This is a genomic window from Dactylosporangium cerinum, from assembly GCF_042653625.1.
Classification (GTDB): Bacteria; Actinomycetota; Actinomycetes; order Mycobacteriales; family Micromonosporaceae; genus Dactylosporangium; species Dactylosporangium cerinum.
The window spans coordinates 335954-359154 of sequence record NZ_JBHSIU010000010.1 but is presented as its reverse complement, the minus strand read 5'-3'; the positions used below and the strand labels follow the sequence as shown (position 1 = coordinate 359154).

General features: G+C 72.7%; 23 protein-coding genes. 9 read left to right on the top strand and 14 right to left on the bottom strand.

Going from position 1 to position 23201, the window contains the following annotated elements; all coding sequences use genetic code 11:
• Positions 1-3 precede the first annotated feature (3 nt).
• A complete protein-coding gene (locus ACFPIJ_RS08030; protein WP_380114010.1) occupies positions 4-375 on the top strand; it encodes a nuclear transport factor 2 family protein in 372 nt (123 codons plus the stop codon).
• Here ACFPIJ_RS08030 and ACFPIJ_RS08025 read toward each other — a convergent pair.
• The 7 genes from ACFPIJ_RS08025 to ACFPIJ_RS07995 are packed head-to-tail and all read right to left on the bottom strand — an operon-like array spanning position 351 to position 7991.
• A complete protein-coding gene (locus ACFPIJ_RS08025; RefSeq protein ID WP_380114009.1) occupies positions 351-1637 on the bottom strand; it encodes an aldehyde dehydrogenase family protein in 1287 nt (428 codons plus the stop codon). The genes ACFPIJ_RS08030 and ACFPIJ_RS08025 overlap by 25 nt on opposite strands.
• Entirely contained in the window at positions 1634-2695 is a 1062-nt protein-coding gene (locus ACFPIJ_RS08020) for a hypothetical protein (protein WP_380114008.1), read from the bottom strand. Before ACFPIJ_RS08020 ends, ACFPIJ_RS08025 begins: the two co-directional genes overlap by 4 nt.
• On the bottom strand, positions 2689-3912 hold the full coding sequence (locus tag ACFPIJ_RS08015) for an enolase C-terminal domain-like protein (protein WP_380114006.1): 1224 nt from the start codon (positions 3910-3912) through the stop codon (positions 2689-2691). The genes ACFPIJ_RS08020 and ACFPIJ_RS08015 overlap by 7 nt, the downstream gene beginning before the upstream one ends.
• A complete protein-coding gene (locus tag ACFPIJ_RS08010; RefSeq protein WP_380114005.1) occupies positions 3909-4838 on the bottom strand; it encodes a 5-dehydro-4-deoxyglucarate dehydratase in 930 nt (309 codons plus the stop codon). The genes ACFPIJ_RS08015 and ACFPIJ_RS08010 overlap by 4 nt, the downstream gene beginning before the upstream one ends.
• A 14-nt stretch (positions 4839-4852) precedes the next feature.
• The gene (locus ACFPIJ_RS08005; protein WP_203850084.1) at positions 4853-5713 is read right to left on the bottom strand and encodes a carbohydrate ABC transporter permease; all 861 of its coding nucleotides are present in this window, start codon (positions 5711-5713) and stop codon (positions 4853-4855) included.
• Positions 5710-6648, bottom strand: a complete 939-nt coding sequence (locus ACFPIJ_RS08000; RefSeq protein WP_380114004.1) for a carbohydrate ABC transporter permease — start codon at positions 6646-6648, stop codon at positions 5710-5712. The genes ACFPIJ_RS08005 and ACFPIJ_RS08000 overlap by 4 nt, the downstream gene beginning before the upstream one ends.
• Complete coding sequence (locus ACFPIJ_RS07995) at positions 6648-7991, bottom strand: sugar ABC transporter substrate-binding protein (RefSeq protein ID WP_380114003.1); 1344 nt, start codon at positions 7989-7991, stop codon at positions 6648-6650. The genes ACFPIJ_RS08000 and ACFPIJ_RS07995 overlap by 1 nt, the downstream gene beginning before the upstream one ends.
• A gap of 118 nt (positions 7992-8109) precedes the next feature.
• Between ACFPIJ_RS07995 and ACFPIJ_RS07990 the strand changes: the two genes are divergently transcribed.
• Complete coding sequence (locus tag ACFPIJ_RS07990) at positions 8110-8916, top strand: IclR family transcriptional regulator (protein ID WP_380114001.1); 807 nt, start codon at positions 8110-8112, stop codon at positions 8914-8916.
• Here the strand turns inward: ACFPIJ_RS07990 and ACFPIJ_RS07985 are convergent.
• Entirely contained in the window at positions 8913-9722 is an 810-nt protein-coding gene (locus tag ACFPIJ_RS07985) for an NAD-dependent epimerase/dehydratase family protein (RefSeq protein ID WP_380113999.1), read from the bottom strand. The two genes, ACFPIJ_RS07990 and ACFPIJ_RS07985, sit on opposite strands and share 4 nt — an antisense overlap.
• Before the next feature lie 118 nt (positions 9723-9840).
• Here ACFPIJ_RS07985 and ACFPIJ_RS07980 point away from each other — a divergent pair, with 118 nt between their 5' ends.
• The 3 genes from ACFPIJ_RS07980 to ACFPIJ_RS07970 all read left to right on the top strand — a co-directional run bounded on the left by ACFPIJ_RS07980 (position 9841) and on the right by ACFPIJ_RS07970 (position 14447).
• Positions 9841-12138, top strand: a complete 2298-nt coding sequence (locus ACFPIJ_RS07980) for a cellulose binding domain-containing protein (RefSeq protein WP_380113997.1) — start codon at positions 9841-9843, stop codon at positions 12136-12138.
• A gap of 9 nt (positions 12139-12147) precedes the next feature.
• Positions 12148-13581, top strand: coding sequence for a cellulose binding domain-containing protein (locus tag ACFPIJ_RS07975; protein ID WP_380113995.1), 1434 nt, complete (start codon positions 12148-12150; stop codon positions 13579-13581).
• A 74-nt stretch (positions 13582-13655) separates the two neighbouring features.
• The gene (locus ACFPIJ_RS07970; RefSeq protein WP_380113993.1) at positions 13656-14447 is read left to right on the top strand and encodes a sugar phosphate isomerase/epimerase family protein; all 792 of its coding nucleotides are present in this window, start codon (positions 13656-13658) and stop codon (positions 14445-14447) included.
• On the opposite strand, the gene ACFPIJ_RS07965 is transcribed toward ACFPIJ_RS07970, so the two are convergent.
• Complete coding sequence (locus ACFPIJ_RS07965) at positions 14401-14766, bottom strand: hypothetical protein (protein ID WP_380113992.1); 366 nt, start codon at positions 14764-14766, stop codon at positions 14401-14403. The two genes, ACFPIJ_RS07970 and ACFPIJ_RS07965, sit on opposite strands and share 47 nt — an antisense overlap.
• 42 nt (positions 14767-14808) lie before the next feature.
• Positions 14809-15273, bottom strand: a complete 465-nt coding sequence (locus ACFPIJ_RS07960; protein ID WP_380113991.1) for a peroxiredoxin — start codon at positions 15271-15273, stop codon at positions 14809-14811.
• A 106-nt stretch (positions 15274-15379) separates the two neighbouring features.
• On the opposite strand from ACFPIJ_RS07960, the gene ACFPIJ_RS07955 reads away from it, so the two are divergent.
• The 4 genes from ACFPIJ_RS07955 (at position 15380) to ACFPIJ_RS07940 (ending at position 17744) form a co-directional block, all read left to right on the top strand.
• Positions 15380-15808 (top strand): SRPBCC family protein, encoded by a 429-nt coding sequence (locus tag ACFPIJ_RS07955; RefSeq protein WP_380113990.1) that lies wholly within the window; start codon positions 15380-15382, stop codon positions 15806-15808.
• A gap of 23 nt (positions 15809-15831) precedes the next feature.
• Positions 15832-16197, top strand: coding sequence for a hypothetical protein (locus ACFPIJ_RS07950; RefSeq protein ID WP_380113989.1), 366 nt, complete (start codon positions 15832-15834; stop codon positions 16195-16197).
• 4 nt (positions 16198-16201) lie between these two features.
• On the top strand, positions 16202-16342 hold the full coding sequence (locus ACFPIJ_RS07945; RefSeq protein WP_380113988.1) for a hypothetical protein: 141 nt from the start codon (positions 16202-16204) through the stop codon (positions 16340-16342).
• A gap of 73 nt (positions 16343-16415) precedes the next feature.
• A complete protein-coding gene (locus tag ACFPIJ_RS07940) occupies positions 16416-17744 on the top strand; it encodes a hypothetical protein (RefSeq protein ID WP_380113987.1) in 1329 nt (442 codons plus the stop codon).
• Here ACFPIJ_RS07940 and ACFPIJ_RS07935 read toward each other — a convergent pair.
• The 4 genes from ACFPIJ_RS07935 to ACFPIJ_RS07920 are packed head-to-tail and all read right to left on the bottom strand — an operon-like array spanning position 17732 to position 23194.
• Complete coding sequence (locus ACFPIJ_RS07935; RefSeq protein WP_380113986.1) at positions 17732-19123, bottom strand: outer membrane protein assembly factor BamB family protein; 1392 nt, start codon at positions 19121-19123, stop codon at positions 17732-17734. The two genes, ACFPIJ_RS07940 and ACFPIJ_RS07935, sit on opposite strands and share 13 nt — an antisense overlap.
• A 51-nt stretch (positions 19124-19174) precedes the next feature.
• Positions 19175-21112, bottom strand: a complete 1938-nt coding sequence (locus tag ACFPIJ_RS07930) for an ABC1 kinase family protein (protein ID WP_380113985.1) — start codon at positions 21110-21112, stop codon at positions 19175-19177.
• A 23-nt stretch (positions 21113-21135) separates the two neighbouring features.
• The gene (locus tag ACFPIJ_RS07925; protein ID WP_380113984.1) at positions 21136-21990 is read right to left on the bottom strand and encodes a sugar phosphate isomerase/epimerase family protein; all 855 of its coding nucleotides are present in this window, start codon (positions 21988-21990) and stop codon (positions 21136-21138) included.
• A gap of 7 nt (positions 21991-21997) precedes the next feature.
• Positions 21998-23194, bottom strand: coding sequence for an ABC transporter substrate-binding protein (locus ACFPIJ_RS07920; protein ID WP_380113983.1), 1197 nt, complete (start codon positions 23192-23194; stop codon positions 21998-22000).
• Positions 23195-23201 lie beyond the last annotated feature (7 nt).

Genomic DNA, 23201 nt, shown 5'->3' with positions numbered 1-23201 from the left:
GACATGGACGACACGGCCGCCGTGGTCGCAACGGTGACGGACTACTTCGAGGGCTGGTTCGACGGCGACGCCGGCCGGATGGAGCGCGCCCTGCACCCGGCGCTGGCGAAGACCGGGGTCAGGACCGACCCGGCCGGGCAGCTCGCCACGGAGTCGATGGGCGCCGCGGACATGATCGGCTGGACGCGGGAAGGCGAAGGGGTGGCGCGGAAACCGGCCGGCTTCACGTTCGACGTCACGGTCAACGAGATCTACCACGAGATCGCCACGGTCACCGTGCACAGCCCGGTCTACCGCGAGTACCTGCACCTCATCAGGACCGCGGACGGGTGGCGGATCCTGAACGCCGTCTACATGAACGTCCTGGAGACCTGACCGGCGGCCGCCAGCTCGGGCGGGAAGCCCTGCAGGGCGACCGGGCGCAGGAAACGGTCGACGGCGCGGGTGCCGACCGAGGTGTGCAGCGGGTTCGAGGTCGCCGGCCACGGCCCGCCGTGGTGCGTCGCGTCGCAGACGGCCACGCCGGTAGGGACGCCGTTGAGGACGATCCGGCCGGCGAGCGGCACAAGGTCGGCCAGCAGCCCGGGCAGCAGCTCGTCGTCGGGTGCGGCGAGGACGGTCGCGGTGAGCGAGCCGGGCAGGGCGGCGGCGATCTCGCCGTAGCGTTCGACGGGGGTGCGCACGACGACGGCGGCCGGACCGAAGTGCTCTTCGAGCAGTTCACCGGCGACCGCGCCGACCTCGACGGTGAACGCGTGCCGGGGTGACGCGCCGCCGGTCACGGCCCCGAGGCCGGCGGCGCGGGTCCGCCACCGCGCGTGGGCGTCGGCCATCGCGGGGGTCAGCATCCGGTCGAACGGGCTGGCCGCGGCAACCGCGGCGCCGAACGCCGCGACGAAGCCGTCGGCGGCCGGCGGCACGACGACGAGCCCGGGCTTGGTGCACAACTGCCCGGCCGAGCCGGTGACGGCGGCGGCGAGCGCGCCCGGCCATTTGGGGTTCGGCAGCGCCGACGGCAGGACGAAGACCGGGTTCAGCGAGCCCATCTCCGCGAACACGGGAATCGGGTCGGGACGGGCGGCGGCGGCGTCCATGAGCGCCCGCCCGCCGGTCGGGGATCCGGTGAAGGCGACCGCCCGGATCGCCGGGTCGCGCACCAGCGCGAGCGAGGCGTCGACGCCGCCGTGGACGAGCCGGAACACGCCCTCGGGCAGGACCGCGGCGGCGAGGCCGGCGAGCAGATCGGCGGTGCGCGGCTGGGCCGGGTGTGCCTTGACGACGACGGGGCAGCCGGCCGCGAGGGCGGCGGCGGTGTCGCCGCCGAGCACCCCGAAGGCGAGGGGGAAGTTCGACGCGGCGAACACCGCGACCGGCCCGATCGGCACCCGGACCAGCACGACGTCCGCGCCGCCGGCCGCGGCGGCGGGCGCGACGACCGCGGCGCCGGCGGTGGCGATGCGGTCTGCGAGCAGCCGTAGCTGGCCGGTGGTCCGCTCCAGTTCGGCGGTGAGCCGGGCCTCGGCGAGGCCGGTCTCGGCGGCGGTGACCGGCAGGATCCGGTCGCGGGCGCCGGTCAGGGCGTCGGCGAGGGCGTGCAGCGCGGCGCGGCGCCGGTCGGGGTCCCAGGTGTGGTTCACGGTTGCTCCAGCGTCTCGGCGGTGGCGTGCAGGGTCCGCCACGCGGTTTCGGAGGCGAGCCCGAGGTGATAGAGGTTGATGCCGGTCGCGCCGGCCGCGACCAGGGCCCGGACGTGTGCCGGCAGGTCGAGGTCGCTCAGCGCGGTCACGTAGGCATGGACCGTCGCGGTCGCCGCGGCCTCCGCGACCGTGGCGGGCAGGCCGGCCCAGGCGTTCAGCAGCAGCCGGCCCGTGGCGGCGTGGCCGGGGGAAGGACCGGTGGCCCACGGGTCCGGCGAGGCGTGCAGCAGCACCGGGATCCCGTCCGCGGCAGTGGTGCACTGCTCCCGCAGCGCGGCGGCGGCCCGCAGCCGGACGCCGAGGACGACCGCCGCGTCATCGGGCCGCAACGGCGCATGCCGGAGCTGGTCGGCGATCCGGTCAGGGTCGGCCCCCTCGGCCGCCCACGCGCGCCGGCACGCGGGGCAGCAGCAGACCGACAGCCGCCGCTGTTCATCCGGATCCCAGGCGCCGGCGGTCTTGTCGTGGTGCCCGGCATGCGCGACCCCCATCTGCCCGCACGACTCGAGCGACACCCCGTCGAGCGCCACGTCCCGGACCGCCTCGGCGGTGAGCAGCGCCGCGTAGTCGCGCACCTCCGTCCACGATGGACACAGCGCGTACGGGTACCGGTCGCCGAAGCAGTTGACGACCGTCACGTCCGGAAACGCGGTGCCGAGGCGGGTGTTGTGGGTCAGGACCACCCACGCCGTCACCCCGAGGCCACGGGAACGCAGGGCCGCGGCGGCGGTGCTCACCGGGTCCGGCGCCCCGACCCAGCCGGGCGCGACCGGTGTGAGTCGCCGGCCGCGCCAGACCGCGTCCCGCACCGGCCGGTACAGCGCCGAGTGCGACGCCTCGACGACCCGGTGCCGCGGGTGCAGCGGGGTGGCGGCGCGGACACTGTGATAGGCCGCGGCAAGGGCAACGGTGTCGAGGCCGAGTCCGGCGGCCCGGTCGGGAAACGCCGGGTCGCCGAGCACGTCCCAGCAGTAGGCGTGGCCGGTCAGGGTCACCATCGTGGCCGCAGTTTCCGGAACGACGGATCCACGGTGCGCATGTAGGCGGTGTCGTCGCGGACCCGGATCCCGCAGCGCTCGTAGTGCTCGTGCAGCCGGCCGAGCCGGTCCCGGTCGAGTTCCACCCCCAGACCCGGCGAGTCCGGCACCGCGACGGCGCCGTCCACGATGGACAGTGGGGCGGTGACCACGTCGACGCCGTCCTGCCACGGGGTGTGGGTGTCGGCGGCGTAGGTGAGCTCCGGCAGCGCCGCGCCGAGCTGGACCATGGCGGCGAGGCTGATGCCGAGGTGGCTGTTGGAGTGCATGGAGACGCCGACGCCCCAGGCCCGGCAGACCGCGGCCAGGTCGGCGCAGGCGCGCAGCCCGCCCCAGTAGTGGTGGTCGGCGAGGACCACGCCGACCGCGCCCTGCGTGAACGCCGGCCGCAGGTGCCCGGTCCGCACGACGCACATGTTGGTGGCAAGGGGCATCCGCGCGGCGCGGGCGACCTCGGCCATGCCCTCGATGCCCGGCGTCGGGTCCTCGAGGTACTCCAGGAGATCTGCGGTGGCCGCGGCGACCTTCGCCGACGTGCCGGTGGTCCAGGCGCAGTTCGGGTCGAGGCGCAGCGGGTGGTCGGGGAACGCGGCCCGCAGCGCCTGGATCGCCTCGACCTCGGCGGCGGGCTCGAACACGCCGCCCTTGAGCTTGATGGAGCCGAAGCCGTGCCGGTCCACGAACAGCCGCGCCTGCGCGACGAGACCGTCCGGGTCGAGCGCCGCCCCGAAGCCGTCCGGGTCACCGCCGGGATGCGCTGCCCACTTGTAGAACAGGTAGGCGCAGAACTCGACCCGGTCGCGGACCTTCCCGCCGAGCAGGGCGTGCACCGGCTGCCCGGCGGCGCGTGCCTGGATGTCCAGGCACGCGACCTCGAACGGCGCGAACACCCTCGCCACCGGATCCTGGCCGTCGGCGCGTGGGGCGCGGTCGCCGCCGACCGCGCGGCGCACCGCGGCGAGGTCGAACGGGTCGGCGCCGACCAGGGCGGCCGCGGCCCGGCGGACCTGGTCCAGGTGCGGCGCGTCGCCGAAGGTCTCCCCCAGGCCGACGAGTCCGTCGCCGCAGTCCAGCTCGACGATCGTGCGCAGCGCCCACGGTTCGTGCACGCCGGCGGAGTTGAGCAGCGGCGGATCCGGGAACGCGACCGGCGTCACCACCGCCGCGACGATCCTCACGCCGCCGCCCGCAGGTCCCGCAGCGCCGCCCGGCCCGCGGCGAGGATCGCGGCGAGCCGCTCCACGTGGGCCGCGCTGGCGTCCACCAGCGGCGGCCGGACCGGGCCCATGTCCAGGCCCTCGAGTCGCGCGCCGGCCTTGACCAGCGCGACGGCGTAGCCGGGCACCTGGTCGCGCAACGCCACGAACGGCAGGTAGAACGTGGCGAGCAGGGTCTGCACGGCGTTCGCGTCGCCGGCGCGGACCGCCTCGTAGAAAGCGGTGGCGATGTCCGGGGCGAAGCACAGCACGGCCGAGGAGTAACTCTCCACACCGATCGACCGGTACGCCTGCACGGACAACTCCGCGGTCGGCAGCCCGTTGAGGAACCCGAACGAGGCGGCCCGCGGGTGGCCGCTGGTCCGGATCGCGGTGACGAGGCCGAGCATCGCGCTGACGTCGCCCCGGCCGTCCTTGATCCCGGCGACCGTCGGCAGGTCGAGCAGCGCGACCGCGGCGGCCTGGTCGAGCACCGCGTTGGCCCGCTGGTAGACGGTGATCGGCAGCGGGGTGCTCTCGGCCACGAACCGGACGTGCTCCACCAGCCCCGCCGGCGTGGAGCTCACCAGGTACGGCGGCAGGAGCAGCAGCCCGTCGGCGCCGGACTCGGCGGCCGCGGCGGCGAAGTCGCGGGCCATCTGCGCGCCGCCGCCGGTGCCGGCGAACACCGGCACCCGGCCGGCGGTGACCTGCGCGGCGGTGGTCACGACGTCGCGGTACTCCTGCAGGGACAGGCTGGTGAACTCGCCGGTGCCGCAGGCGACGAACAGGGCGCTCGGACCGGCGGCCACCTGCTGCTCGACGTGCTCGGCGAACACGGCGAGGTTCACCTTGCCGTCCTCGGTGAACGGGGTCAGCGGGAACGACAGCAGGCCTTGGAGGCGCATGAGCGAGGGTCCTTTCATCCTTTGACAGCACCGGACGTGAGTCCGCGCATGAACTGGCGCTGGAACGCCAGGAACGCGAGCACCGACGGCAGCAGGGCCAGCAGCGACGCGGCGAGCAGGACCCCGACGCCGACCTGCTCGTCGCTGCGCAGGCTGCGCAGCGCGAGGGGCAGGGTGAACTGGGCGGCGTCCTGCGCGACGAGCAGCGGCAGCATGTACTGGTCCCAGATCATCGTGAAGCCGAAGATGCCGATGACGCCGAGCGCCGGCCGGCACAGCGGCAGCACCACGGACCAGAAGATGCGCAGGTCGCCGGCGCCGTCGAGGCGGGCGGCCTCCTCCAGTTCCATGGGGATCTCGCGCATGAACTCCGACATGACCAGGATCGAGAACGCCCAGGCGCCGACCGGGACGATCATGCCGACGAGGGAGCCGACGAGGTTGACGTGGACGACCGGGACGTCGGCCAGGACCAGCGACAGCGGGATCGCGAGGATCTCCTCGGGCAGCATCATCGTGGACAGGATCAACAGGAACACCAGCCGGGCGCCGGGGAACTGCTTGCGGGCCAGGGCGTAGGCGGCGGACACGCTGACCAGCACCTGCAGCAGCAGGCCACCGCCGACGACGATGAACGAGTTGAGCAGGTACGTGAGCACGTCGCGGCGGATCGCGGCGCGGAAGTTGTCCAGGGTCAGCCGGCTCGGCAGCAGGGTGAGGCTGGTCGGGTCGTGCACGGGGCTGAACGCGCTGACGAGCAGGGCGAGCAGCGGCCCGGCGAACACGAGGACGAGCGCGGTGTACACCACGAACCGCACGGTGCGCGCGAGCGGGCCTTTGAGTTCGGTGAACCCGAGGGCGGTGTCGTGTCTCATCGCTGCGCCCGGCGGGCCCGGGCGGTCTGCACCGCGAGGGTGAGGACCACGGTGGACAGCAGCAGCACCACGGAGCCGGCGGCGGCGACGCCGAGCTCGTTGCGCTCCAGGCCGAGCTTGTAGATGAGGGTCATGAGCACCTCGGTGGATCCGTTGGGGCCGCCGTTGGTGAGCAGGAAGATCTCGGTGAAGACCCGCATCCCGCGGATGGCGGCGAGGGTGAACAGGATCGCGAAGACGGCCCGCAGCGACGGCAGGGTGACGTGCCACAGCCGGCGCCAGGCACTCGCACCGTCCACCGAGGACGCCTCGTACAGGGTCCGGTCGACACCGGCCAGCCCCGCGATGAAGATCATCATGTCGTAGGGCGCGCCCCGCCAGATGCCGACGGCCATGACCGACCACAGCGACGTGTCCTGCGAGTTGAGGAACTGCGACGGGCCGACCCCCACCCAGCCCAGGACGCTGTTGATCGCGCCGTCCGGAGCCGGGTAGTACAGGATCCGCCACACCTCGGCGACGACGGCCATCGCGGCGACGGTCGGCAGGAACACCGCGGTCCGCACGAACCAGAGGCTCTTGGCCTGCCCCTCGACCAGCAGGGCGAGGATCAGGCCGAGGACGATCGAGCCGGCGGTCTGGCCGACGGCGAGCACGACGGTGTGCCCGATCGCGGACAGGAACGCGTCGTTGGTGACGACCTCGCGGTAGTTGTCGGCGCCGACCCACCGGTCGCCGAGATACGGCCGGACCTCGTGGAAGCTCATCCCGATCGCGCGGGCCATCGGCACGAACTTGAACAGGGTGAACAGGATCAGGGCCGGGGCGAGGAACGCCCACGCGACGAGGCCGGAGCGGCGCCGGCGCCGTTTGCTGGACGGCGCGGGGGTGGGTGCGCCGCGCGCACCCACCCGCGTCTGCGCGACGAGCGTCATCAGCCCGCCACGCCCTGCTTGGTCAGCTCCTGCTGGAACGTCGCGGCGAGCTTCGTCAGCTCCTGCTTGGGGTCGGAGCCGCAGTTGGCGACGACGGCGTTGATGGTCTCGGCGGACGCCTGGCGGAACGGGTTCCAGTCGGGCACGACCGGGGTGTAGCGGCCGGATTCCTTGTACACCTTGTCGAACACGTCCCAGCGGGTGTCCTTGCGCACCGAGGACAGCGTCACCTGCGAGTTGACGGGGAGCCGGACGATGTTGCCGTCGGTGTCGCCGGCCATGCCGATGGTCTGGCCGTCGACCGAGATGGCGAACTCGGCGAACTTCTCCTGCCCGGCCTGGTTCTTCGAGCCGGCCATCAGGTAGACGTTCTCCCCCTCGGCCAGGGACGCGGCCGTGCCGCCGGGCCCGGCGGGTGCGGGCACCACCTCGTACTTGTCGGCCCCGAGGTTCTTGTCGAAGCGGCCCATGTTGTAGGGCCCGGTGAAGTAGATGCCGGCCTTGCCCGTCTCGAACACGGGGTGCGCCTGGGTGGTCTCCATCGTCACCGCGCCGGGCGCCACGGTCTTCGCCGTGCAGAACTGGGCCTTGAACCACTCGACCGCGGCGACGGACCTGTCGTCGGCGATGGCAGGCTTGAACTTCCCGGCCTGCCCGGTGAAGTAGTCACCGCCGGCGGCCCACAGGAAGCTGGTGAAGTACCACGACATGTAGCCGCGCTTGGTCGAACCGGGCACGGTGTAGCCGTAGGTGTCGGCCTTGCCGTTGCCGTCGGGGTCCCTGGTGGTGAACGCGCCGGCCAGGGCGTCGAGCTCGGCCCAGGTCTTCGGCACGGGCAGGCCGACCTTCTCCCGCCAGTCCTTGCGGATGAACAGGGCGAAGGACTGCGCGCTGTTGGGCACGCCGTAGAACTTGCCGTCCGCGCCCTTCGCGGCGTCCCAGGACGCGGGGGTGAGCTTGTCCTGACCGTCGATGGCGGCGCGGTCGACCTCCCGCACGATGCCCTGCTTGACGAGCGTGCCGAGCTGGGCGCTGTCGTTGATGACGATGTCGGGGAGCTGCTTCTGAGCGGCGGCCTGCTGCAGCTTCGTCTCGAAGTCGTCGAAGAGTGCGGTGACGTGGGTGGGGACACCGGAGCGCTCGGTGAACTTGGCGGCGAGTTCCTTGGCGGTCTTCTCGGTGTTGGAGCCTGGCGGCTTGCGGATCCAGATCTCGAGCTGGGAGCCCGGATCCTGCTTGGCGGCCGGGGCCGCGTCGCCACCGCAGGCGGCGACCGAACCCATGAGCAGGCCGGTGAGCGCGAGTGTGGCAACACGTCTGACCGTGGGGTTCCGTCCAGACACTGCCTTGCCTCCTGTCTACATATGTGGACGCTGTCCGTTCATGTGAAGGCGTGCAGGGACAAGTTAACGTCCTGTATCATGACCGTCAACACGTCGGCTGAGGGAAACGGTGATCGTCATGGCGGGCAAGCGGCGCTCAGCGAGCGAGGAGCACGGCTCGGGCGAGACGGCGACGGTCAAGTCGGCCGAGCGCACCGTGCGGATCCTGGAGGTCCTGGCCGCCTCGCCGACCCGGCTCACCCTGGCCGAGCTGCAGGAGAAGATGGGCTACCCGCGCTCCAGCCTGCACGCGCTGATCCGCACGCTGCGCGAGATGAAATGGGTCGAGTCCGACGCGACCGGCTCCGCGTTCGGGGTCGGCCCGCACGCGCTGCTGTCCGGCACCGCCTACCTCGACCGCGACCCGGCCCTGCCCTTCGCCTACGAGACCCTGGAAGACCTGCGCGCCGAGCTCGGCTACACGATGCACTACGCCCGCCGTAACGACGCGCACGTGCTGTATCTCGCCAGCCGCGAGTCCCGTGGCGGTGCCAGCGTCGTGCCGCGGGTCGGCCGCCGCCTGCCGGCCCACGTGACCGCGCTCGGCCAGTGCCTGCTGTCCTGCCTGACCCGCGACGAGGTCGATGCGGTGCTACCGGCCCAGTTGGACGCACTGACCGGGCGCACGATCACCGACCGGGACGAGCTCTTCGCCGAACTGGACCGGACCCGGGCCCGTGGCTGGGCGGTCGAGCACGAGCAGGGCACCGAGGGCGTGGCCTGCGTGGCCGTGCCGCTGGACTACCGGATCCCGGCGACCGACGCGATCAGCTGCTCGATGCCGGCGAAGCTGGCCGACGACGACGAGGTGGAGCGGGTCGCGGCCGCCCTCCTGCGCCACACCGCCATCCTGGTGGCAACGTTGCGCCGCGAAGGTATCCGCTAGCGCTGCACCGAGGGCTGTCCGAGCGGGATGTCGCACCAGGCGCCGCCGATCCGGGTCAGGGACGGGTCCGGCGAGCCGTGGCGGGCGACGAGGTCGGCCAGGAACGCCTCCGCGTCGTCGCGCGGGTCGTAGCCGATCGCCTCGCCCTCGGCCAGGGACGCCCACCGCCGCGTGTTGCGGCTGATCCCCCACAGCAGCCGGAAACCCGGCGCCGGGGCGCTCAGGCACGCTTCGATCAGCCGTGCGCCGTCGTCCGGTGACAGCCACATCGACAGCCCGCGCAGGGACGGCGGCGCGGTGGTCCACATGCCGATCCGCGGGCACAGCACGTCCATGCCGAAGCGGTCGGCGTAGAGACGGCCGGCGGCCTCCCCGGCGACCTTGCTCCAGCCATACAGCGTGTCGGGCCGGCCCGGCAGGTCGGCGGGCACCTCGGCGCGGCCGGCCACCTCCTCGAATCCGACGGCGTGATTGGACGAGGCGAGCACGACCCGGCGCACGCCGGCGAGCCGGGCCGACTCCAGGACGTTGAGCGTGCCGGCGACGTTGACCCGCAGCACCTCCGTGGCGGTGTTCTCCTTCGCCAGCCCGCCGAGATGCACCACCGCGTCGACGTCCTTGCAGGCCACGGTCAGCGCGTCGAGATCCTCCACGCCGGCGACCACCGACTCCTCATCGCCCGGCATCCCGACCGGGTCGGGCGGGCGCAGGTCGAGCAGCCGCAGCGTCCGGCCGGGGCGGGCCAGCCGGGGTCGCAGCAGCGCCGCCACCTTGCCCGATCCACCCGTGATGAGTATGCGCCGCACCCGCGTCGCCTCCGTCTACATATGTGGACAGCTACCTAAATGACAGACATCTATTGACCTGCTGGACGGAGTTCAGTTTACTAGCGCATTGCCAAGCTGTTAAGCCCGGGAGGTAGCAATGTTCCGAAGATCCGTGGTGCTGCCCGCAGCAGCCGTCATGCTCGCGTCGGCGGGCGTCGTGTACCTCGCCCAAACCTCAAATGCCCAGGTCAACGCCGGCCTGGACCTGTCCGCCGCGAACCGCCGGGCGCCCGTCGCCGGGCTCTACGACTGGAGCCGGGCCGGATACCGCGGCGGCGCCGACCTGCCCGGCGCCGGCCAGGTCAACCCGGACCCGAACTGCCAGCTCACCCCCGCCGAACTCGACAGCCAGTACGGCGTGCGGCCCGGCGACGGCACCGACGACACCGCGGGCGTCCAGGCCGCGATCGACGCGCTGAAGGCGGCCTGCAGCCCGTCCGCGTCATACGCGAAGCTCAGCCTGCTGTCACTGCCGGCCGGCACGCTCAACGTCTCCCGCGAGATCCACGTCGACGCCGACTACCTCGTGCTGCGCGGCGCCGGCTCCGCCCCCGGCGGCACCCAGTTCGTCTACCGGCCGGACGCGAACACCGCGTACGACACCCTGACCGAGGACGGCTCGGACTGGGACGAGGACGGGATGACCTCGGGGCAGGGCAAGGGCGGGTGGCTGTGGCCCGGCCGCGGCCTGTTCCGGGTGCAGTCCCGCGGCGTGCACTCCGCCTACACCGCCGACCATGCCGCCGCGCCCGCCAACCGCAAGGACATCTTCGAGGGCACCGTCAACGTCCATTGGAAGGTCGGGGTCGCGCTGCGCGCCAAGCCCGGCGACGCGGGGTTCGCGGGCCGCACCGGCGACACCACCGTCTATCTGGCCAGTTCCGGCTCCCTCGCCAACCTGACGGTCGGCGGCCTGGTCAACGTCCGGGCCGCCAACACCGTCGCGTTCTACGCCCAGCAGAACATCACCCCGGCCGACGGCACCCTGCTGGACCAGCACATGCGGCAGCAGATCTTCACCGTCGCGGCCGTCGACTCCGCCAACCGGACGGTGACGCTCAACAAGCCCCTGGAGTTCGACGTGCCGGTCGACTCCACATCGGACGGTTCGGCACCGATCGGGTCGGCCACCTACGCCTCGAAGGTCTCCCCGATCGTCGACCCCGTCGTCGGCGTCGGCTTCGAGAACCTCGCCTTCACCCAGGACATCCCCGGGCTGGACCGGGCGGCCGCGGTGCACAACTACGGCAACATGGCGCCGGCCCAGGAGATGCACGGCATCGTGTTCAAGTGGGCGGCGGACTCGTGGGTCAGCGGCGTGCGCGCGGAGATGACCGGCTCCCACCCGATCGTCACCGAGGAGGCCTACCACCTGCAGATCGTCGGCAACACCCTGGACGGTGCCTGGAACAAGGGCAAGGGCGGCAACGGGTACTTCCGCGGCTCCCGCGTCTGGGATTCCCTGTACGCCGGCAACACCTCACGCAACCTGCGCCACTTCACCTTCCAGTGGTCCGCGTCCGGCAACGTCGTCATCGGCAACGACTTCGACTCCGACCTCAACCTGCACGGCGGCTGGGAGCGCAACAACCTCTTCGAGAACAACACCGTCACCGTGCCGTTCGAGCACCGCTCCGCGAACTGCACCACCAACTGCGGCGAGGAGGGCGGCGGCGGGGTCGACGCCTCGACGTGGTTCCCGATCTGGTGGGCCGCCGGCAAGAAGGCCGTCAAGTGGTCCGGCTCGTCCGGGCCGCGCAACGTCTTCTTCCACAACACGATGCGCAAGCAGGTCAGCACCGGCGCCGCGTTCACCCCGTTCTACGCCGACGCGCAGCGGGTGTACCAGTTCGGCTGGAACGGCAGCGGTTGGCAGCACCTCGACGCGGGCGGGGTACCGATCGCCGACTGGGCCGGCAACGAGCAGCGGGACTACACCGGCGGGCACGGCGTGGACGCGTCGCGCACGGATGCCGCCGCGTCGCTGTTCCTGCGCTCGCTGACCACCTCTCCCACTTCCCCGTCGGCGTCTCCGTCGGCGTCTCCGTCCCCGTCCCGGTCGCCGTCCGCGTCGGCATCCCCGTCCGCCAGTGGATGTCTGGCGGTCACGTTCGCGCAGACGTCGACCTGGTCGAGCGGCTACGGCGCCGAGTACACCCTCACCAACCGCTGCACGACCGCCACCACCGGCTGGAAGGTCGAGTTCGACCTGCCGTCCGGCACGACCGTGTCGAACTCGTGGAGCTCCGTGCGCGTCAGCAGCGGGCAGCACCACACCTTCACCAACGCCGGCTACAACGGCGCGATCAAACCCGGGAAGTCCGCCACGTTCGGCTTCAACGCGGCCGGTACGGGGCTGCCCACCAACTGCCGCGTCAACGGCTCGACCTGCTAGGAGGCCCCCATGCGAAGACTTGTCATCGCGGCCCTGAGCGCCGCCACGGTGGTGGCCGTCGGCGGTGTCGCCTACGCCGCCGCACCGCAGCTGACCGCCACGTTCGCCCAGACGTCCACCTGGAGTTCCGGGTACGGCGCCCAGTACGCCGTCCGCAACACCGGCGACGCCGCATCCACGGCGTGGACCGTCGAGTTCGACCTGCCCGCCGGCTCGACCGTGAGCAGCTCGTGGAGCTCGGTGCGCACCAGCACCGGGCAGCACCACAAGTTCACCAACGCCGGGTACAACGGCGACATCGCGCCGGGCGCCACGGAGACGTTCGGCTTCAACGTGTCCGGGCTCGGCGTCCCCTTGAACTGCACCATCGGCGGCCGGCCGTGCGGAGGCGGCACCCCACCGCCTTCCTCTCCGCCGCCGTCGTCGCCGCCGCCTTCCTCCCCACCGCCGTCGTCACCGCCGCCCACCGGGCCGGTCGTCGACGTCGCCACCGCCGCGCAACTGCAGCAGGCCCTCGCCGCTGCCCGGCCCGGGCAGACGATCCGGCTGGCGGCCGGGACCTACCACGGGTCGTTCGTCGCCACCGCCGACGGCACCGCAGCACAGCGCATCACGCTCACCGGCCCGGCCGGCGCCGTCCTCATCAACGACGGGCCGTCCGGGACCGCGCCGAGCTGCCCGGCACCGACCGCGGGCTGGGACTCCGGTTACGGCCTGTGGCTGGCCGACGCGCCGTACTGGAACCTCGTCGGGTTCACCGTCGCGGAGTCCAAGAAGGGCATCGTCGCCGACAACTCGCACCACACCACCATCGACGGCGTGTTCGTGCACGACGTCGAGGAGGAGGCGGTGCACTTCCGCCGGTCGTCGGCCGACAGCGTCATCCAGAACTCGCGCATCGAGCGGACCGGCCTCGTGCAGCCCGGATACGGCGAGGGCGTGTACATCGGCTCGGCCAACTCGAACTGGGGCTGCCACGGCAACAGCGGCGGCGCCGACCGGTCCGACCGGGTCCAGGTCCTGAACAACCGGATCGGCCCGAACATCGCCGCGGAGGCCATCGACGTCAAGGAGGGCACGTTCAACGGCGTGATCCGCGGCAACACCTTCGACGGGCAAGGCATCTCCGGGCAGAACTCCGCCGACTCGTGGATCGACGCGAAGGGTATCGGTTACGTCATCGAGAACAACACCGGCACGTTCCGCTCGCCGGGCACGTTCGCCAACGGGTACGAGACCCACAACCCGAGCACCACGCCGTCGTTCGCCAACGGCTGCGGCAACATCTGGCGCGGCAACCGCTCCGACCTCGGCGGCGCCGGCGACTACGCGATCAACGTGACGTCGACCTCGAAGTGCGCCGAGCTCCCGAACGTCGTCTACGCGTCCAACACGGTGAGCAACGCCGTGCGCGGCCTGACGAACATCGCCGTGACCCCGTAAGCACCGGTCAGGAGGTGCTGGCCGCGCCGGCCAGCACCTCCGCCTCCTTGAACACCGTTGACGAGGGAGCCCACATGATCGGCCTGTGTTCAGTGACGATGCGGCGGCACCCGGTCCCGGACGTCGTCGCGGTCGCCGCCGCGGCGGGCCTCACCGCGATCGAGTGGGCCGGCGACCACCACGTCCCGCCGTCCGACCCCGCCGCCGCCGCGGCCGCCGGCGCCCGGACCCGCGACGCCGGGCTGACGGTCGCCGCGTACGGCAGCTACTTCCGCTGCGACGACCCCCTCGCCGCGACCGGCACGGTCGCGGCCGCCGTGGCGCTCGGCGCGCCGCGCATCCGCGTCTGGGCCGGCGCCACCGGCTCCGCGAACGCGTCACCGCAGCAACGCGCCGCAGTCGCCGCCGCAGCCAGGCGGATCTGCGACGAGGCCGGCGGGCACGGCCTCACCGTCGCCTTCGAGTGCCACCGCGACACCCTCACCGACACCCCGGCTTCGGCCCTGGCGCTGCTGGCCGCCGTCGACCGGTCCAACGCCGCCATGTACTGGCAGCCCCCGAACGACCTACCCGACGCGGCGGCCGTCGGCACGCTCGAAGCGCTGCTGCCGCACGTGGTGGCGGTGCACGCGTTCTCGTGGTGGCCGGGCACGCGGCGCCTGCGGCTGGCCGAGCGGGAGGACCTCTGGCGCGCCGCGGCGGCGCTGCTGCCGAGCGGCATCGACGTGCTGCTCGAGTTCGTCCCCGGCGACGACCCGGCGCTCATCACGCCGGAGGCCACCGCGCTGCGACGGATCCTGGGACTCGCTCAGCCCGGGTTCAGAACGGATCGAGGCGCAGCCGGGCGAGTTCGGCCGCCATCATGAGGGCGCTCACCGCCACGTACTCGTTGGCCGGATCCGCCGCGTCGCCCTCGGGGCCGCACAGCCAGGCGTCGACCTGGTCGACGTCGACACCGTCGACCGCCTGGACGAGCCCGTCGAGCTCGAACGGTGAGGCGTCGTCGACCGCGTCCACCCGGAACACGTCGTCGGAGATGCCCCACCGCCGGGCCGGTGCCAGCAGGGACCGCAGCGGCGCCGGGACGCGCCCGGGATCGAGGGCGGCGAGCCAGACGCCGCACCACGCGCACGCCGGCTCGTCAGCGGCCGAGACCCGGTGGCACCGCCAGCAGTTCAGCGTCACGCGGTGATCCTGGCGCGACGCTCCGCGAACCGCAATGGCCCGTCAGGCGGCGGCCTGCCGCTTTCGCAGCGCCTCGACGGCCTTGTCGGCGTGCACGTCCATCCGGATCTCGCTCTTGACCACCGCGAGGATCCGGCGATCGGTGTCGATGACGAACGTGACCCGGGCCGTCGGGGTGAGCCCGAGCGGCCCCCGCTTGACCCCGAACTTCGCCTTCACGACACCGTCCGGGTCGGACAGCAGCGGGTAGCCGAGCCGGTGCTTGGTGGCGAACTCGGCCTGCCGCTCGACGGAGTCGCCGCTGATCCCGACCGGATGCCCGCCGACCGCCCGGAGCTCGGTGGTGACGTCGCGGAAGTGGCAGGCCTCGGCGGTGCAGCCGGCGGTGAGGGCCGCCGGGTAGAAGAACAGGACCACCGGCCCGTCCGCGAGCAGCCCGCTCAGCGACCGGGTCACGCCCTGGTCGTCCGCCAGCTCGAAGTCCTCGACGATGTCGCCGACGTCCATGCCAACCACCCTTTCCGTCGCCGCGCGCCAAGATCCGCGGCCGGCAGGTCCATCCTGTTCGCTGCGCGGGACGAGCGCAACTCGGACATCTGCCATCATAGGGGGCATGCCGAATGATGACGAGGTGCACGCGCTGAGCGTCGAACGGACCATCGACGCCGCGCCGGAGGCGATCTTCGACGCGTTCATCGCCCTGTACGACAGCGACCGGCCGGACTGGGTCGTCGACTCCTCGCTGGACCTGCGGGTCGGTGGCCGCTGGTCGGTGGCGTTCCAGGTGCCGGACGGCCCCGCGTTCCGCGAGGAGCGCACGATCACGGCACTGGACCGCCCGCACCGCCTCGAGTACGCCGTGACCGCGGTGTATGACGGCGTGCCCGCATTCGACACCACGGTGCAGGTCACGATCGACGGCGGACGCGTCCGCCTGGCCCAGCAGGGCTTCCCGGAGCGGGAGACCCGCGACGTGTTCGCCGGCGCCTGGCCGGACGTCCTCGCCGAGGTCGACCGCCGCGTCTCGGGGCGGCCGTCCTGAGCACCGTCGGGGATCATCGGGACATGTCGAGCGGCGTCGAGTTCGTCCGGGCGACGGCCACCGACGTCGGGGACGTCCTGTCCGTGCTCGACGACGCCGCGGCCTGGCTCGCCGCCGGCGGCGTCCGGCAGTGGCCGGAGCGCTTCGCCGCGGACTGGGTCACCCCGGCCGTCGAGCGCGGCGAGACCTGGCTGGTCCGCTCCGGCGGGCGGACGGCGGGCACCGTGACCCTGGACTGGTCCGATCCACTGTGGAGTGACCTGCCGGGCCGGGCGGGGTACGTGCACCGGATGGCGGTGCGGCCGGTGGGCCGCCGGCACCGGCCACGCCATCCTGGCCTGGGCCGCCGGACGGGCCCGCGCCCGGGACGCCGCGGCGCTCCGGCTTGACTGCGTGGCCGGCAACCCCCGGCTCCGGGCCTACTACGAGGCCGCCGGCTTCCACCACCGCGGTGACGTCGAGGTCGGCGGCGCGCCCGGCCAGCGCACCGGCGACACCCGGACCCTGGTCAGTCGCTACGAGCTACGGGTCTGACCGCCTCCCGGAATTGCGCCAGATGCCCGCCGCCGCAAGGAAAGGCGACCGGATCGCGCATACCGTCCCGGGCATGACCGCAACCCAGCTGCCGGCACCTCCGGCCGCGCCGATCTGGCCGTCGCAACCGGTGCCGCCGGGCCGGCGGCGGGTCGACCCCCGCCTCGGCGCCCTGGTGGTGCTGTCCCTGGCCGCCGTCACGGCCTTCGCCGTGCTCGTGTCACAGCTGGTCCTGCTCTCCACCCCGGCGTACGCCGCCAGTGACCTCGCGCTCACCGGGCCGCTCGTCCGGCCGGGCGACGACCCGCTCGACGCGATCCGGACCGTCCTCACCCAGCAGTCCGAGGCGCTGCTGCGCGGTGACCGCGCCGGCTACCTGCAGGCGATCCCCGCGGACCGGCAGGACCTGCGGGCGGAGGCCGGCCGGCGGTTCGACTCGCTCACCGCGCTGGACGTGCGGCGGTGGGACCTGACCGCGACCACCAGCCCCGAACGCGACGGCGACGGGTGGCGGCAGGTGGTCGGCATCGGCTACTGCTTCGCCGCGGACGACTGCCTGCCGGTGGAGTTGCGCATCGGCACGCAATGGTCGGTGGCCCGGGGTCGCCTGCAGCTCATCGGGTACGAGCAGACGACCCGACCCTGGGACACCGGGACGCTGACGGCCAAGCGGGGCGCCCGGGTCACCGTCGCCGGGCCGGCGGACGACGCGCAGGTCTCCCCCGCGACCCTGGACCTGGTGCTGGGTGCGGCGGAGGCGGCCGCCCCGACCGACGACCGGTTCGCCACCTCGTTCGACGGCCCGCCGCAGCGGTACTTCGTCTACGTCGCCGGCGACGCGCAGTGGCAGCGCTGGTACGACCACGCCGGCACCACCAACGCCGCCGCCTACGCCATGCCGCTGCAACCGGGCGCGACCGACGTGATCCTCGACGTCCACGACGTCCGGTCCGCCGCCGGCGCGACGCTGCTGCTCACCCACGAGTTCGCCCACGTGGTGACCCTCAACGGCGTCGCCCCGCCGGCCGGCACCTTCTGGCTGACGGAGGGCATCGCCGAGTACATCGCCGACGGCGACGGCGCGATCCTGCGCCAGGACCTGCCGTCGGTGCGCACCTACGTGGCGAGCGGCCGCTGGGACGGCACGGTCAACCAGGCCCGGCCGGCCAAGGACGGCACCCTCGACGACGCGATCGCCCGCTACGGCATCGCCCTGCTCGCCGTGCGGTACCTGGCCCAGCGCCACGGCGAGGCGAAGCTGCTCGCGTTCTTCACCGAGGTGGTCCGCCGGCACCAGACCCTGGACGCGGCCGCGCGGTCGGTGTTCGGCGCGGACTGGCCGGCAGTCTCGAAGGACGCCGCCGCCGCGGTCCGCGCCGCCGCGACCGGTCAGCCGGCGTAGAACCGGATCTCGCGCGGGCCGTCCATGTCCTCGATCGTGTCCGAGCCGGTCACCGTCCAGCCGGGGCCGGCGCCGAGCAGCCAGCCGCTGTTGTCGGCGATCCAGTCGATCCGGCCGGAGCTCAGGTCGATGACCCGCAGGACGTTGCGGGCCTTGCCGCCGATGCCGTCGGGGACGAAATAGTACTGGTACAGCAAGCGGTCGCCGGTCGCGGTGACCCGGTTCACGTCCACCCGGCTGTCGCCGACGACCTTGGGCACGGGCGACACCCAGCGGCGGTGCCCGTCGGCCGGGTCGAGACCGATGAGGTCGCCGCCGGCGTCGCGGGCCACGACGCACCGGTCCGTGAGGGTGAGCACGTGGGTGTCCGGCTCCCCGGTCCACCGCACGCTGCCGTCGGCGAGGTCCACCAGCTGAGGACGCCCGTCGGCTGTCGTCACCGCCATCGCGACGCCCGTCACCGGCGGCGCCCAGGCCGTCTGCCCGCACCGCAGCTTGCCGCCCCATGTACGTTCCGGGAGCTCCCACTGCCCGGCGGTAGCGGTCCAGGCGAGCTTGCCGGCGCGCACGTCGTACGCCGAAACGGTCAGCTCGCACCCGGCCGCGTCCAGGTCCCAGGCCAGCATCGTGCGGGCGGTGACCACCCTCGTCATGAGGTCCGGGATGGTGTAGCCGCCGACCGGCTCGCCGGTGGTGATGTCGCGGACCGTCACCTTCCAGGTGCCGTCCTGGGCGCGGCTCTCCCGGACCAGCACCACGTCCGCCGCCCGGGTCGCCATCGACTCGGCCCGCCGGTTGCCGCCCAGGTCCGTCGGGGAACCGAGCATCTCGACGGTGGCCATGGACGGGTCCCAGCCGGCCGGCCGGGGATACGTGCGCTGCCACCGCCGGCCACCGGTGGTCATGTCCCGGGCGGTGATCGTGCACTGGGTGGCCGCGTCGGGGCAGTCGTTCACCACCATCGTCGAGGTGCTGACGGCCACGTCGCCGTTGAACGCCTGCGCGAAGCGCTCCTCGCCGGTGGCGAGGTCGTACAGCTTGACCGACTCCCGCACGAACGCGGCGACGCCGCCGGCACCGGCGAGCACTGTCACCTGCCGCTGGGATAGCAGCGGCCGTTGCCAGCGCACCCGGCCGTCGACCTTGTCCAGCGCGACGAGCGTGTTCTCACCCTGGACCAGCGTCACGTCGCCGACCACCATCGCGTCCCGGACCGGTCCGGTCCCGGTCACCACCCGCGACCAGGTCGGCGCACGCTTCGCACCCTCGGGCTCGGACGGCGCGTGGCGCTCCGGCCGCGAGATCCACCAGACGAGGCCGAACCCGGCCAACGGGATGACGAAGGACAGGCACAGCAGGAAACGCGCGACACGAACCATGGTTCCCCCCAAACCGGATCGAACCATCGATCGTAGTCACCCCGTGCACGCTCAGCGGTCGGTGCGGAAGATGACGACGAGGACCCGCAGCGCGAGGATCGCCGCGACCGCGAGCAGGTTGTAGCCGAACAGCGCGAACAACGACAGGTTCGTGGTCACCTTCGGCCCGCCGTCGGTGCCGAGCAGCATCACGGCCATGATGCCGGCCACCCCGCCGAGCACCGTCAGCAGCACCTGATGCACCAGCCCGCTGACGTGCCGCCGGTCGCGTTCGTCGGCGAACAGCCGGACGTTGACGCCGAGCCGGCCCCGCTCCAGGGCAGAGGCGATCCGGTCGACCCGGCGCGGCAGCCGGCGCAGCACCGGCACCAGCGTGGTGAGCTCCGCGGTGAGCGCGTCGCGGACCGTCTCCGGCCGCCACAGCTCGGCGAAGTACCGGTTGGCGAACCCGCGCGCCTCGGTCATCACGTCGAAGCCCGGCGCCAGCTCGGCCAGGCCGCCCTCGATCGTGGTGAGCGCCCGGAACACCGCGGCGACCTCGGGCGGCACGGTCAGCTCGTAGTCGGCGATGAGGCGCAGTAGCGAGCGGAACAGCGCCGGGTCGGTGCCGCCGCCGGTGCTGAGGTGCCGCGCCATGAACTGCCCGAGCGAGCGCTCCAGGCGCTCCTCGTCGACCTCGTCGGGCCGGGCGACGACGCCGAGCAGCGCATCGGTGGCGCCGGCCGGGTCGCCGCGGTCCAGGGCCAGCAGCAGCCGTTGCAGCGCCTCGCGGACGCCGCCGTCGAGCCGGCCGACGGAGCCGAAGTCGAGCAGCCCGAGCCGGCCGTCGGTGAGCAGCAGGACGTTGCCAGGGTGCGGGTCGGCGTGGAAGACCCCGGCGACCAGGATCTGCCGCAGCACGCAGAACAGCAGGGTTCGGGCGAGGTCGGCGGCGTCCAGGCCGCGGGCCGCGACGACCGGCGCCGCGCCGCTGAGCGGCACGCCGTCGAGGCGGCTCATCACGAGGACCTTCTCCGTGCACAGGGCCGGGACCGGCACCGGGAACGTCACCGGGCCGTCCGGGTCGGCGGCGGCGACGGCCGCCAGGTTGCGTGCCTCGATCCGGAAGTCCAGCTCCTCGCGCACCGCCTGGGCGAAGCCGTCGGCGAGACCGACCGCGCCGGCGGTGCGCCCCCAGCGCGTCCGCGCCTCGAGCGTCTCCGCGAGCCGGCCGACGATGTCGAGGTCACGCTCCACAATGGAGCGGATGCCGGGGCGCTGCACCTTCACCACCACGGCGGCGCCGGAGCGCAGTGTGGCGGCGTGCACCTGGGCGACGGACGCCGCGGCGAGCGGCTCCGGCTCGATCGAGGCGAACAGCTCACCCGGCGGCATCCCGAACTCCGCTTCGAGGACCGCCTGCACGTCCGTCCAGGCGACGGGGGTGGCGCGGTCCCGCAGCGTGCTGAGCTCGTCGACGAACTCGCCGGGCACCAGGTCGCGGCGGGTGGACAGGACCTGGCCGAGCTTCACGAACGTCAGCCCGCCCTCTTCGAGCGCCAGCCGCAGGGACCGGGCCGCGGGCGCGGCGCTGCGGCGTCCGCGCAGGTACGGGCCGAGGCCGTGGCGCACCGCGATGGCGACGATCTGCGCGTACCGCCGGGTCCGCCGCGACCTGGCGCGCAGGCCGCGCAGCCACAGCAGCGGCGTGAACCGGCCGGTCGGCACCAGCGCCTCGGCGACGACGAGGAACACCATGGCGACGATGAGCGAGGCGATGACGGCCAGGATCAGCAGCCACAGCGGCGCCGTCGACGTGGTGTCGCGCGGCACCGAGCCGGCCACGCCGCGCGAGATGGGACCCGACACGACCAGCGCGAGCACACCGGCGAGCAGGAGCCGGGTCCGTCCGAAGCGCACGCCCAGCAGGCGGCGCGCGGCGGCGGCCATGACGGCCACCAGCCCCAGCACCGTGACGACGACCGCGACCCAGACCGACAGGCTCCCCATGGGCAACGACCGTAGTCGATCACCTACTCGGTCAGCAGCCCCAGCAGATACGCCAGGCCGTCCAGGGCCAGCCGGTCCTGGGACTCGGCCAGGGGCCGCCAGATCGACGCGGCCGTCGCGATCGTCGCGTTCTCCGCGGTGAACGACTCGATGCACAGCGCGCCCGTGTACCCGGCCTTGCCGATCGCCTCGAGGAACCGCGGCCAGTCCAGATGGTCGGCGCCCGGCGCGCCGCGATCGGTGCCGCTCACCTGGACGTGCTTGATGTGCGGGCCGGCCACCGCCACGGCCGCGTAGGGATCTTTTTCCTCGATGTTCATGTGGTACGTGTCGAGCATGATCCCCACGTTCGCGGGCAGGCCCTCGATGAGCTCGACGGTCTGCGCCATCGTGTTCACCACGCTGGTCTCATACCGGTTGAGCGCCTCGACGCCGATGCTGACGCCGCGCTCGCCCGCGTAGTCGGCCACCGGGGCGAGCCCGGCCCGGAAGTCCGCGTAGCAGGCCAGCCGCTCCGCGGGGGTCATCCGCCAGGTCCGCCCGACGGCGGCGTAGACCGGGCCGCCGACGCACGGCGCGCCGACGGCGGCCGCCGCGTCGACACAGGCCCGTAGATAGGCCTGGGTCGACGCGACGGTCGACGCGTCGGTGCACACCAGGTCGCGGCCCGGCGGGGTGACCGCACAGACCCCGGCCGCCTGGATGCCGTGCTCGGCCAGGAGGTCGGCCGTGCGCACCGGGTCCCAGTCACCGACCTGTTCGACCGGCAGCTCGACCGCGTCGAAGCCCCAGGCCGCGAGGCGCGGCACGAGCCCGGCGAGCACGGCGTCGTCGACCGGCGAGGACCAGATCCAGGGATTGGCACCCAGTGCGTGCACGTGTGACCTACTTCCAGCGCTGCGGGTAGCCGGGCAGATCCTTGCAGCCGCACATGGCGTAGTGCAACGGCGGCATGTTCGCGTCCACGTACGTGTCGAGGTTGTCCTGCGTGATCGTCGGCTGCGGCAGCTTCCACGGGCTGGAGACCTGCTCGCCGTTGAGGATCTTCAGGGCCGCGATGATCGGGGTGCGCCACTGGTAGGTCGGGTAGGTGGGCGCGATCGCGGTGAGCTTCTTGTCCTTCCACAGCTTCAGGAAGTCCAGCTGGTCCTCGCCGTTGATCGGCGGGACGGGCTTGCCCGCGTCCTGGAACGCCTCGACGGCGGCGACGGCGGTGGCACCGGCGTCCATCCAGATGCCGTCGATCGTGCCGTACCGCTGGATGTAGTCGTTGACGATCTTCTTGGTCTTGGCCGGGTCGCCGTCGGTGAACTCGACGCCGACGACGTTGACCTTCGCCTTGTCGAACTGGACCTTGGCGGCCGACCAGCGGGTCTCCAGCACGTCGACGCCGGGCAGGATACGCAGCGCGAGGACCTTGCCGCCGGGCTTGACCTTCTCCGACAGGAACGACGCGCCCACGTGGCCGAAGCCGTAGCCACCGATGGGGTTGATGAACGTGACCGGGCACTTGGTGTCCACGCCGCGGTCGAACACGATGACCGGCAGGCCCTTGGCGCAGGCGGCCTCGACGGCCGGGGTCAGCGTCGCGGTGGTGTTGGGCGAGACGATGAGCGCGTCACAGCCCTTGCCGAGCAGGTCGTTGATGTCCGCGATCTGCTTGCTGTCCTTGCCTTCGGCGTCGACGTGCACGAACTCCTTGATCTTGGCCTTCTGCGCCTCGACCTCGGCCTGCATGACCTTGTAACCGACCTGCCGCCACGGGTTGTTCAACGCCGCGTTGGAGAAGCAGATCTTGTACGGGCCGGCCTTCTTGTACTTGGCGGTGTCGACCAGCTTCGGGTTCAGCACCTGCTCCCACGGCTTGTCGGCGGGGCCGGTCGCGGTCGCCTGCAGCAGCGACAGTTCGTTGTCATAGTCAGCCTGCACGAAGAACTTCGACTGCTCACCGGTGCCGGAACCGGCCGCGGCGCTGGACGACGCGGCGCCGGAGGCGGACGTGGTGGGTTCGTCGGTGGAACAGCCGCTCAGGATCAGCAACGCGGCGCTCATGGCCGCGACGACGGACGTGGTTCGTCTCACGTGTTCT